6 protein-coding genes are annotated in these 11,949 nt (G+C 61.6%); all 6 read right to left on the bottom strand.

The window, feature by feature from the left end; all coding sequences use genetic code 11:
• Positions 1 to 149: 149 nt before the first annotated feature.
• Genes HF885_RS09865 through HF885_RS09840 form a run of 6 tightly spaced genes read right to left on the bottom strand, consistent with a single transcriptional unit; the run spans position 150 to position 11,947 of the window.
• Complete coding sequence (locus HF885_RS09865) at positions 150 to 485, bottom strand: hypothetical protein (RefSeq protein WP_170104748.1); 336 nt, start codon at positions 483 to 485, stop codon at positions 150 to 152.
• Positions 469 to 2,814, bottom strand: coding sequence for an AAA family ATPase (locus HF885_RS09860; protein ID WP_170104747.1), 2,346 nt, complete (start codon positions 2,812 to 2,814; stop codon positions 469 to 471). The genes HF885_RS09865 and HF885_RS09860 overlap by 17 nt, the downstream gene beginning before the upstream one ends.
• Positions 2,815 to 2,825: 11 nt before the next feature.
• Complete coding sequence (locus tag HF885_RS09855) at positions 2,826 to 5,900, bottom strand: DEAD/DEAH box helicase family protein (RefSeq protein ID WP_170104746.1); 3,075 nt, start codon at positions 5,898 to 5,900, stop codon at positions 2,826 to 2,828.
• Between the two features lie 4 nt (positions 5,901 to 5,904).
• Positions 5,905 to 7,911 (bottom strand): site-specific DNA-methyltransferase, encoded by a 2,007-nt coding sequence (locus HF885_RS09850; RefSeq protein ID WP_170104745.1) that lies wholly within the window; start codon positions 7,909 to 7,911, stop codon positions 5,905 to 5,907.
• Positions 7,908 to 8,705: a DUF4391 domain-containing protein gene (locus HF885_RS09845; RefSeq protein ID WP_170104744.1), complete on the bottom strand. Its 798-nt coding sequence runs from the start codon at positions 8,703 to 8,705 to the stop codon at positions 7,908 to 7,910. The genes HF885_RS09850 and HF885_RS09845 overlap by 4 nt, the downstream gene beginning before the upstream one ends.
• Positions 8,702 to 11,947: a helicase-related protein gene (locus tag HF885_RS09840; RefSeq protein ID WP_170104743.1), complete on the bottom strand. Its 3,246-nt coding sequence runs from the start codon at positions 11,945 to 11,947 to the stop codon at positions 8,702 to 8,704. The genes HF885_RS09845 and HF885_RS09840 overlap by 4 nt, the downstream gene beginning before the upstream one ends.
• Positions 11,948 to 11,949 lie beyond the last annotated feature (2 nt).

The following is an 11,949-nucleotide window of genomic DNA, read 5'->3' as shown; positions in this document are numbered from 1 at the left end:
GTTCCAGATCGTTGTTTTCGCCCGCTGAGCTGGGCCTATGCCGGAATCTCTCCCACAGAAACCACCGAAGAGCCGAAAATGTAGACCGAGCCCCAATTCACAATGCGCCATTTATTTCAATGTCTGCACAGCTTACAAGATAGCCGGCACTAGAATGGAATGTCCCCCCAGTCGCTAGGTTCGTCTTCTCCCAACGCAACCTGTGACGGTTCCTGATGGTCTTTGCCGGTTGCCAAACCGTTAATGCCCGCAATGACCTGCCGCAGGAAATCAACGAAGGCTGCAAATGGCTGACTTTGCAGGTTGTCTGAGTCAGCTCCCGTGAGCTCATATGTATCTTCGGGACTGTAATCCAGGGACTTGAACACTTCCTCCGCCCTGATTTCAGTATCCAGCAAGAAGGTGACGGTGGGTTTGCCATCGACCTCAACGCGCAGCGTCGGCCGCTCGGAGGATTCCACCTTCACCCTATACTGCCTCGCCATAAACCCTCAGCCTCCTCTTGATGGCCTCTGTCCCGCCATCCATCTGCTGGGAAATCTCTTGAAGAATGTCGCCGTACTCCAGACATCCACTCTTCACACTCATCTTCCCAGCCTCCGTCTTTAGGCAGACAACGTTGTCCACGTCTTGGTTCACAACCAACAGTGGGCTGTGGGTGACGAGAATGACTTGCTTGTCTCTTCGCATGCGATTGAAGAAGCCAATCAAACGCTTGGAGATCCGAGCGTTTGAGATGTGGTCTTCTGGCTGGTCTATCACGAATACGTCGATACCAGACCCCTGGTAAGAGCAGTATTCATAGTACGTGAGCGACTGCTCGCCAAGGGTATTGCCGACTCTCCGGTCAGAATTGCCCTTTATGAACCGAGACATCTTCTCCTCATCGCTAATGAAGTTCTCGACCATCGAATCCCAGCGTGCCTCCCAGTCACCTTGCCTACGACGGGGTATCGCAGCTTCAATCTCCTGAGTCGACTGGATCTTGAGTACGTCTTCGAGCGTTTGGAATCTGACGTTCATGTTCTCGGCCAGGAATGTCTCTGCAATCTCGCTGTTGTCAGAATAGGCTGCGGTTGACACAAATTTGAACCCTCGAGAAGGATTCTCGCTGGTGCCAGCACCAGCCGGAAGGGAAATCGGCACAATATTCACCGGAGGTTTGCACGCATTGCGTGCCTCCTCGACAACGGCATCGAGGACCGCACTCTTCTTTCGCTGGTAGTCAGTCTTCTCGCGGTCCTTCGCCGTCTGGAGTGGTTGTATGCTGCTGTTGTACTTGCTTATAGCTAGCGAGACCGCATTCCTTGCCTCAGAGATCTTAGTTGCCCGTTGGCTTCTTGACGAAATTACTTCGGAAATGCGGCACAGAGCAGATATCGCAGTCTGCAGGTCCGCCTTCTCCTGAGAGTCATCTTTGTAGTATCCGGAACCCATCTCAGAGTTCAAGATGTCTAGGGCGTTATTGATGTTTTCGAGACGGGCCTTATGGGGATTCTCGACTCGTTCGAACCCTTCGGACTTTGCAATGTGTGGGTAGTAGGTCCCAGCCTCTAATTGCGGCTTTATGACATATGATGTGGTCGCCAGCCTGTCAGCCAAAGTCTTTGATTGGATGTGTCGCTTCACCGCACCCTTTACGGAAGCAGACCATGCTCGCATCTTTCGTTCGAACGCGCTGTTGTCTACCTGTGGGTATTGCGACTCCTCGAACATCCCTCCTTTATTCCAATAACGCCTTTCGAGATCATTCTGCCGAACGTATAGGACATTGTCACCGCCAGAAAGCGTCTTCGGCATATCGATCCGATTGTCCTGTTGGAGCTTTTTTACGTGACTCTGAGACTGCTTCCCTCCCGTCATCATCATCTCCAGCAATGATGACTTCCCCGCTCCGTTTTCGCCGATGATTGCGTTTATGCCCGGGGATAAATCAACCTCTACCCCGTTAACAGTGAAGTGGTCAAGAAACGAGCTGTTCACGGGCCTATCTGGCTGCTGGAACCTTGTCCTCGGAGAGGTAAGCGCCATTAGAAGGCCCTTGAACGTTGGCAGGGCACGGATGGTTGAGAAGAATGATTCACGTTCTCGTGCGCCTCTGTCATGCTTCGGGTAAGCGGACCACGTGTGGCAATCGCTCCCGACGATGGTGCTAGTGCTCACATCCAGGGTAGCGAGGTCAGAGAGGAGGATGCCCTCTACCTTGGAGCTCGTGTATTCGAGCGCATCGATGTACTTGAACCTCACTAGGTCTTCCGCGTCGTCAGTTGCTGAAGACAGCGAGCGCTTCTTTACGTTCGTGCTCGTGAGGCTTTGGTGCTGGTGGGCGATGAGAATGACGTTCTTCCCGATGGCCTTGAGTATGGCCTCGAACTCTGATTGCGTGTATTTTCCCTCGGGGTCCTCGAGCTTGTTGTTCTCTATCGCTTCGCCTATTTTGCGATAGTCGTTCTCCCACTTGTCGCAGTCGTCATTCCATTCCGACGCGTCGAATATCGCTATCACATGTGCCTGGGGATGACAGGGCTGGAATTCGACGTCGAATTCGATCCCGGGCAGAGCGGCTTGGACACTTCCGCCTCTTCCGCTCGCAATCATCTGGTTTACTGCACGGTACAGGTCGACGTCGAAACGGTTGTGATCCGTGATGGAGATGAGATTGATCCCGTGCTTTTCGAGCCCCCTAAACAGGACGTCGAGGTGGTCGGAATCTGACTCATCTACGATGCTCCTCCCATCTGCATCCGTAGACTCCTTGTACTTGCTAGCCTTCGAGTGGATGTGCAGGTCAACTCGTATGTCACGATTGAGCATCGCAATCTCCCCTATGCGTGCGCGTAGTGGTACTCGACCTCGACGTCGTAGTGGAAGTCGTCGCCCAGGTCCAGCGCCTCGAAGTGCTTCTCGGCGCAGCTGATCTTGGCCTCCTCCGTCGGGCGGTTCTGCCCACGCTGCTTGCCCTTGGTCTCGACGACGAAGTAGACGCGCTGGTGCCCGTCCTCCCCCTCCTCGACGTAGGCCCAGTCGGGGTTGTAGCTCCCGAGCGGGGTGTCGATCTTGAACTTGCTCGGAAGCTTCGCGAAGACCCTGACCTCCTCCGCCCGGTCGAGCGCCACGGCGTAGGGCTTCTCGATACTCGAGGAGTCGTAGACGACATAGCTGTAGAGGCTCTTGTGGTGGAGCGGCTCCCATGCGTTCTGGCCGAGGTAGGCCCTGAGGTCGTTCACGGCGAGGACGTCCATCGTGTACCACTGGCTCTCGGGGAGCCTGGTGTACTTGATGCCCTTGGCGACTACCTGGTTCTTGGCGGCCTCGATCCTCTCCGCGACCTGCGAGAGGAACGTCATGGGGTCCACCTTGAACTCGCCCATGCGCCCGGACCCCTCGAGGATCCTCGCGATGGTACCGCGCGTGAGGCCGACCCTGTCCTGGAGCTCGGAGAGCGGGTCGGGCAGGTCGTAGACGTGCGCGGCGTCCGTGCGCACGAGCGAGGTGCGCACACTCTTCTCATTCGCGGAGACGCCCGAATCGCCGACGTTTAGGCCCGCCGACATGCTGAGGACCTCGACCGGCTTCACGCGTGGCATCTGTCTCACGCCCTCGACCGCCCTCGCCACGAGGTCGTCGGTGTCCACGTTCATCTCGAAGCGGGTCGTCTGTCTGATCCTCTCCCAGAGCGCCTGGAAGGCGGGGTCCGCGGAGACGTCCTTCTCCAGCTCGACCTCGACCTCCTTGGACTTGTCGCGAATCTGCAGCCTCTCGGCCTTGTGGAGGACGATCCCGCAGACCTGCTCCTGGACGCCCTCGACGTCAGCGACCTCCTCGGGCAGGGGGACCTCCCCCTTCTCCGCGGCGGCCTTGAGCTCGGGCTTGATGGCCCCCCTCTTGGAGCCGCTGGCCTCCACGAGCCCCCGCTCCTCGAGCGTCTCGTAGACCCTCTTCGAGCGCTCGTGGCCGAGCATCTCCTCGCCGCCGTCCGGCCCCCTGAGCACGAGGCTCGTGAAGCTCTCGGGGGAAAGGACGCCGAAGCGGTAGCCGCCCTCCTCGAACTCCCTCTGCAGGCCCCTTGCGAAGTCGCGGTAGCTCTCGTTGCTGATGACCGTGAGCACGTTCACGTCCGGGTCGAGGCAGCGCTCGCCCTCGTTGTTCACGGGCAGTCGCAGGCCGCGGCCGATCTTCTGGCGCTTGGTGAGGGTGTCCCTCGTCTCGACGAGCGTGCAGATCTGGAAGACGTTGGGGTTGTCCCAGCCCTCCTTGAGGGCCGAGTGGCTCCAGATGAAGCAGACGTCCTTCTCGGGGTCCCTCCCGTCCGGCAGGGACACGAGGGTCTCCTTCTTCCTCATGATGAGCTCGAAGGCGCTCGTATCCGCGTTCGTGGACGCGGACTCCTTGGTGTCCTTGAACTTGCCTTTGCCGTCCTGCGCGAAGTAGCCGGCGTGCAGGGGCTCGGGGTCCTGCGGCAGCTCGACGCCCGCGCGCTCGTAGCGGCGGCGCCACTTCTGGCTCCCCGCTATGCGGCGGTACTCGTCCTCGAATATCTGCGCGTACTCGCCCTTGCGCCAGTCGCCGCCCTTCCCCTCGTAGACGCGGTACTTCTCGACCTTGTCGATGAAGAAGAGCGAGAGGACCTTGATGCCGAGGGGGCGGAGCCTGAGCTGGCGGTCCAGGTGGTCCTCGATGGTCTCGGCGATCTGGGCGCGCTTGACGGCGTCGCTCTCGGGGTCGCCGTGCGACTCCCCGAGCTCGAGGTAGGTGCCGTTCTCGAACTCCACGAACTCCTGGCCGGGCTCGGTCCCGATGTTGCTGACGATCCAGCCGTCCTCGTAGTCGGCGTTCTCGTTGGACTTCTGGTAGAGGTCGGCCCCCGTGCGCACCGTCACCCTCTTGCGCTTCTGGCCCCCGCGCTCCTCGCGGGAGTCGATGGTGAGCTTGGCGGCATACCCGCTCTTGTTGTCTACCGAGTCGAGGCGCACGAAGGCTCCGTTGAGGTCCGCCTGGCTCTGCACCGAGTCGACGACTATGCCCTTCACCAGGTGCCGCTGGAAGGCCTCCACGGGTCCCAACTGGTACACCATGTTGAGGCGCTTCCTGTGGGTAGCCGAGTAGCGCAGCACGAAGAGCGGGTTCAGGGTGTCGATTGCGTGTTGTGCCTTCGCGGTGTTGTCGACGCTCTGCGGCTCGTCGATTATCACGATGGGGTTGCAGCTGCTCACGAGCTCCTGCGGGCTCCTGCCGCCGATGAGCTTCTCGCTGGGGCGGTGGAAGATGTTCGTGACGCCCTTCTTCGCGTCCTTGTCCAGCTCCTTGTTGAAGGCCCCGATGTTGATGATCATCACCTGTATGGAGCTGCTCACGGCGAAGTTGGTGATGGCCCCGAGCCTGGAGGAGTCGTAGACGAAGCACTCGAGGGGCGTGTGGTCGTAGAGTCCCTCGAAGTGGGATTTCGTGCTCTCGAACGACTTCCTCACGCCCTCGCGGATGGCGACGGAGGGGACGACTATCACGAACTTCGTGAGCCCGTAGCGCCGGTTGAGCTCGTAGATGGTGCGCGTGTAGACGTAGGTCTTGCCCGTGCCCGTTTCCATCTCGACCGAGAAGTCGCGCAGGCGCCCGCCCGTGAGGTCCCTCGTCGCGGGGAGGTTGTTCCTCTCCTGCACGGCGTGGAGGTTCTCCTCCAGCTGCCTCGCCGAGACCCTGAGCCCGTTCGCGTGTCCGACGGAGAAGATCTGCTGCTGCGCCGGCGCCGCGATGCCGGGAATGCCCTCCTGCGTGGGGGCCGCGAGGTCCGTCATGAAGCGCGCGTCGAGGAACTCCTGTCCGCGGAACAGGTCGCAGACGGCGTCGATGGCGTCCAGCTGGTACTGCTGGTCCGCCGAGTACTTGAACGTAAGCTGTCCCATTCCCTTACACCGTCCTGAGCTCGATCTTCTGCTGCGTCCTCTCCTCGACGCGGCGGAATATGGCGAGCGCGTTCAGCTTCGTCGTGTCGTCTATCGCGGAGTCCATCATGAGGACGCGCCGAGGCTGCGAAGCCGCGATGGCATCGAGGGCGTCCGTCGTGAGCCCCGGCTGCATGCAGCAGACGAGGTCGCCCGCCGCCACCGAGTAGCAGGGGTAGCCCGCGAACTTCGCCTCCTCCACCGGGTAGGTGAGCTCGTAGCCCCATCTGAGCATCGCCTCGAAGATTATGTCGAGGTCGGTGCGTCCGGGCTTCCTGCGGTCGATGAGGAGCTGGCCGTCCCTGGGCCGCTCGATGCCGGAGTCATCGAGCCTGAACACGCGGAAGCCAATGTCGGGCTGACTCTGACTGGTGCCGTCCAAGGTCAGCTGCCCCGAATCGCTCGAAATCTCGCCCAAGATCTCGTCCCCCGAGAGACGTAGCCTCTCCTCAGCGAGTTCAGTGAGGAGAGGATCTTTGCCATGTGACCTCAGGTATTTTATGGCGTTCGCGGTAATCTTCTTGTTTGACCCAGTCGCCGTCCTGAGGTTATCCTCGAGGTTCTCCGGCAGCTGGACGAGAATCCACTTCGCGGCAATCCGCTGCGAGCAATTCATTCTCTCGACCGCCTCGCCAGTCGTGGCGGAACCTGAGAAGAAGTCAAGCACAACGTCATCGGACTTGACGTCCATTGCCTTGAAGAGCTGCGATAGCACGCCATCATCCTTGGGGTTGGAAAAAACCTTGGCCCCAAACATCCTTGCGAGCTTCTTGGACGCGACACGGCCGTCTTTATACAGAATGCTCGGAAGGCTCTGCTGCTCGGTATCCTTCAGATATGTTTTGATGTTGGGAACAGTCTTTTCATCATCGCCGAAGTGTATTAAACCCTCGCTGACCCTGCGCTCCATCTCCTGCTGGGGGCAGAACCATCCACGACTCGGCCTCTTGCACGGCTTCCCCGTAACGGGATGCTTAACGTCATAAACATATTGCCCGTCATTCGGTCCAGAGATATCTGCCGGAAAATACACCCCCCTTTCGTCCATCCATGAATAATGCTTACTTGCATATACAGGACTGGATGGTGGGAAATGGTTATACCAATCGAGCGCTGCCTTGTGAATCGCCTTCCAGTCGTTACCGTACTTCGCATGGAATCCCTCGAAGGCGGAATAGATCTCCTCAAGTCCGCCCTTCTTCTCGGTCCAATTCCCAGAGTTAGACCCCTTGTCCTTAACGTAAACCAATAGGTACTCGTGCTGCATCGAAATGTACGCCTGGTCGTTCTTGCTGCTGTTCTTCCAGATGATCTCACCTGCGAAGTTCGTCTCGCCAAACACCTCGTTGAGGATGAGCTGGAGGTTGGTTCGCTCGCTCTCGTCGATGCTCGCTATGATGATACCGTCGTCCGACAGGAGCTCCCGCGCGAGCTTCAGGCGCGGGTACATCATCGAGCACCAGTTGGCATGGAACCGACCGTCCGTCTTGGCGTTCGACTGTCCTGAAAGGTTGGCCTCTTCCTTGTAGTGCTCAATCGTGTCGGCGAAGGTGTCCTTGTAGATGAAGTCGCTTCCCGTGTTGTAGGGCGGATCGATATAGACGAGCTTCACCCTGCCGTGGTAGGCCCGCTGCATGAGCTTCAGCACCTCGAGGTTGTCCCCCTCGATGTAGACGTTGTCCGAGTCGAAGGAGCCGTCCTCGCCGCCGCGGCCACGGCTCTTCTCGATGCAGGGCCTAAGCGTCGCGTGCGAGGTCGTCTGGCTCTGACGTATGGCGTCAGCCTTTCCCGGCCAGGTGAAGGCGTAGCGCTCGTCGCCCTCGTCTACCTCGTCGCCCAGGAGAAGGCGGAGCTTGTCGAAGTCGACGCCGCCCTCCGAGAACGCCTCGGGCACCAGTTGCCTCATCTGTTCCAAGCGCTCCTCGACCAGGTCCTCCGACCTCAGGTCCAGCCTCTCGATCTCGTCGCTCATCGCGTAACCTCCGTGTTCTGTCCATCCCGCCTGCAAAGGCGTCGTATCTCGTCGAGTCTTCCGTCGCGGCGCCTCTCCACCTTGCGAATCTCCATCCTCAGCCGCGCCGACTCGTTGGGACTCACGTCGCTGCCCCGCCGTCGCTCCGCGAGTTCGTCGACCTCCCGTTGGCACCGGTCGTACTCCGCCACGAGCTCGAGCAAGCGCTCGCGGTCCCCTGGCGCGCAGCTTGGGTAGAACCCAAGCGCGGGTATGGCCCTCGACAGCCTCGCACAGCCGGCGAGGGCCTCCAGGTACGAGAGAAGGTCATCCTGGGGAAGGTTCTCGAACGCGAGCGCCCGGAGGAACGGGGCGTATCGTTCGTCCCCTGGGTCGAAGAGCCCGGTGGACTCCACGCCCGAGACCACGGTTGCCCCGCGCTCCGCGAGGCTCCTCCTGGTAATGTCGACGGAGACCGCCACCTGGTCTCCCGCCTCCTGCAGGATGACCGTCGGATTCGGGAAGCACCCATGGAGGAGCCCCGCCACCTCGGCGACCGCCTGGGAGTCCCCCGCCATCTGGCACCTCAGGATGATGACGCTCTGGATGTCGTGGTCGTCGTCCACGCGAGGGAGCACCTGGGTGGTGCCCTTGGACACGGTCGCGAAGTGCTCGACGCGCCTAACCTTGTCCAGCACCTTTTCCTCGCGTTTCGTGAGCATGGCCCTGCTGGCCAGCACGGTCTTCGGTATCCTCCTGCCGCTGGCGTACGCCGCCTCCGGCAGGCGGAGCACGTCCCTCCAGTCCATCCTCATCGCAGCACCACCATGCTAACGAGTGAGTAGTCGTCGAAGCCGAGGGTGACCCCGCTGCCGACCTCCCCCAGGTCGAAGAGGGAGTCGATGCCGGAGCCCTCCTGGACGCCCGTGATTGCGCACACGGCGTCGTCCAGGAGCTCGGTGTAGCGGTCCATCCTGAGGCCGTCCCTCGTCTCCCTGTTGAACTCCCGGCAGAGGTCGAGGATCGGCTCCGCATGCCCCTCGCACGCCGCGCGCATGAGGTCGAGGGCGGCCTTCGGCTGCGTGTGCCTGCTCACGTGGCTACCGTCCTGCGTCACGTAAACGACGTAGTACGGGAAGGTGGGGTTTGAGTCCCTGGGGTCCCTTCCCTCGTCGGTCTGCCTCAGGCAGAAGATGACCCCGGGGGCCACCTCGCTGCGGAGCGCCTCTGGGATTGGCACGACCGCGTGGATCCCGTCTGGCGTGCTCTCGAGCAGGCCGGGGTGGTCCCTGTCGTAGCGCTGGAGCTCCACGCGGAAGTCGTCGAAGGCGAAGTCCGTGATTGAGATGCCCCCGGAGATGTCCTCCAGGTCCAGAACCTCGTCGTGGAGCTGCTCGAGCTGCCTCTTTCGGTACGCGAGGTCGTTCATCTGGTCGGGGGCCTTGTCCTCGAGCACGTTCTCCTCGCCCGTGGCGCTCGCGTCCATGAGAGCCATGCGGCCCTTCACGCGGCCCTCCAGCTGGATGTACTCGTCGAGGTCAACGTCCGGCCAGAAGTCCACGAGCTGGATCTGCGTGTTCGTCGAGCCCAGGCGGTCGATGCGCCCGAAGCGCTGGACGATGCGCACGGGGTTCCAGTGGATGTCGTAGTTCACCAGGCAGTCGCAGTCCTGGAGGTTCTGCCCCTCCGAGATGCAGTCCGTGGCGAAGAGGACGTCCACCTCGCCGAGCGTCCTGTCCCTCTCGTCGAGCTCCTTCGAGACCGGCGAGAAGTGGCAGAGCACCTCCTCGAACGTCGTGCGGGGGAGCCTGAGGGAGTACGTCCGGTTGCGGTCGCCCGTGACCTCCGCGCACTCGAGCCCCAGCTCCGCCTTCAGGGTGGGGGCCAGCTGCTCGAACAGGTAGTCCGCGGTGTCGGCGAACGCCGTGAACACGAGGACTTTGCGGTTGCCTGGGTTGTAGGGGTTACTGACCTTCTCGACGATGTAGTCGTGCAGCTTGGCGAGCTTCGCGTCGCGCCCAGGCGTCACGCGCCTCGCGTAGGAGAGCAGCTCGTTGAGCTTGTCGATGTCGTAGTCGAGGTCGTCCGCCAGGCGGAGCCGGTCGACGTCGCGGAGGTCGACGTGGACCCTGCCGCCGGCGGCAAACTCGTCCGCATCGTCGTCGTCCTCGAACTCCGACGCCTCGGAGACGTCGTAGGAGGCCCCGACGGCGAGCGAGTCCAACTCCCTCCGCAGCCCCTCGCAGGTCCCGAGGATGCGCTCCAGGGTGATGCGGAAGCTGTTAACCGAGGACTCCATGCGCTTGAGCACGTTCACGCGCATGAGGTTCGCCACTGCGACGGTGCGATGCACCTGGCTCTGGAAGTCCTTTCCCCAGGTGTCGCCGTACCTCGCCTCGTACTTCTTCTGCACGTCGGGTCGGACGTAGGCGAGAAGTTGGTATTGCGCGAAGGTGAGCTTGGCGATGGTGTCGTTGAGGTCGCTGATGGGCGGCAGCTCGCCCTCCAGGTCGATGGGGGTCCTGAACGAGATCGGCTTGCGCCGCTTCGGGAAGCTGCCGTCGGAGGCGCCGTAGTACTTCGTGATGTGCTTGCGGCTCCTCGCGATGGTGAGTACGTCCAGCAGCTTGAAGTAGTCGGGGTTCACCATCTCCGCGAAGCTCTCGGTGGTCCTGTTGGAGTCAGGGAGCTTGCTCCACTCGTTGAAGCGCTGCTGGGCCAGCCGCGTCACGTGCGTGATGGACGGGATGCCGTCGGTCTCCGCCAGGTACCCGTCGTCGCCCTCGGTGATGAGCTCAATCTGGTTCCTCAGGTCGAGCAGGCGGTTGTTGACCGGCGTGGCGGAGAGCATGAGCACCTTCGTGCGCACGCCCTTCTTAATCACGTCCTCGATGAGGCGCGTGTAGCGGTCCCTCTTGTCGGAGTCCGTGCTCTTGTTCCTGAAGTTGTGGCTCTCGTCTATGACCAGGAGGTTGTAGTTGCCCCACCTGAGGTGTCCCAAGTCCACGTCGCCGCTCATGCCGCGGTAGCGCGAGAGGTCAGTGTGGTTGAGCACGGTGTAGTCGAGGCGGTCGTCCGCCAGGGGGTTGCGGTCGTCGTTGTCCCTCGTGTAGAGCGTCCAGTTCTCTCGCAGGCGCTTGGGGCACAGCACGAGGACGCGCGCGTTGCGCTCCTGGTAGTACTTGATGACCGCGAGCGCCTCGAAGGTCTTGCCCAGGCCGACCGAGTCCGCGATGATGCATCCCTTGTACTTCTCGAGCTTGCGGATGGCTCCCACCACCGCGTCCCTCTGGAAGTCGTAGAGCTTGTTCCAGACGACAGACCTCTCGAAGCCCAGCGCCGGGTCGATGGGGTCCTCCTGGTCCTCCATGAAGTCTCGGAACAGGTGGTAGAGGGTGAGGAAGTACACGAGCTCGGGCGGGTTCTCGCGATAGAGCGTCTCCAGCTGCTCGATGACGGCGCCGGTCACGTCCTCGACGAGCTGCTGGTTGTCCCAGATGCCGTCGAACATGGCCTTGAGGCCGGCGGCCTCCGAGCTCGTCTGGAAGTGGCTAACGCCGGTGACGATGCCGGGGCGGCGCTCGTAGCCGAGGCCCTCGAGCGTGAACGCGTTCGCGGCCGACCCCATGAAGGCCTGGTCCTCGCCGTGCGGGTTCGCCACATGGTAGCTCCCCGACGTGGCGATCATGCCGGCCCTCCTCGCCGTCCGAAACGTCGCCCTCTCGCGGGCCCACTGGGCGCACTCGCGCGCCAGCGCCCGCTGGTTCACGTTGTTGGAGAGCCTGAGCTCGAGCCCCGTGCCCGCGACGCCGAGCTCGCGGGACCGGCGCGCGATCTCCCACTCGCGGGGCTCCCTCTCCGACTCCATCCTCCTGGCGAAGGTGGGCTGGTCGAAGACGAAGCGGAGCTCGTCGACCTTCTGCAGCTCGTCCCTGAGCTCGCCGTAGGCGAAGACCGTGAAGTAGGAGGCGATGATGGACAGCCTGGCATCCTCGCCGATGGCGTCTCCCAGCGCATCGCCGAGGCGCTGCCTTCCCGTGTTGTCCAGGTACTCCAAGG

The organism is Parafannyhessea umbonata, from assembly GCF_012844235.1.
In the GTDB taxonomy this organism is placed as follows: Bacteria; Actinomycetota; Coriobacteriia; order Coriobacteriales; family Atopobiaceae; genus Parafannyhessea.
Note: the sequence above shows the minus strand (reverse complement) of the source record. Positions and strands in the feature narration are given on the sequence as shown.

Coding starts and splice junctions, on each gene's coding strand:
- HF885_RS09850 (WP_170104745.1), bottom strand. CDS start 7,911: ATGAGCGACGAGATCGAGAGGCTGGACCTGAGGTCGGAGGACCTGGTC.
- HF885_RS09865 (WP_170104748.1), bottom strand. CDS start 485: ATGGCGAGGCAGTATAGGGTGAAGGTGGAATCCTCCGAGCGGCCGACG.
- HF885_RS09855 (WP_170104746.1), bottom strand. CDS start 5,900: ATGGGACAGCTTACGTTCAAGTACTCGGCGGACCAGCAGTACCAGCTG.
- HF885_RS09845 (WP_170104744.1), bottom strand. CDS start 8,705: ATGAGGATGGACTGGAGGGACGTGCTCCGCCTGCCGGAGGCGGCGTAC.
- HF885_RS09860 (WP_170104747.1), bottom strand. CDS start 2,814: ATGCTCAATCGTGACATACGAGTTGACCTGCACATCCACTCGAAGGCT.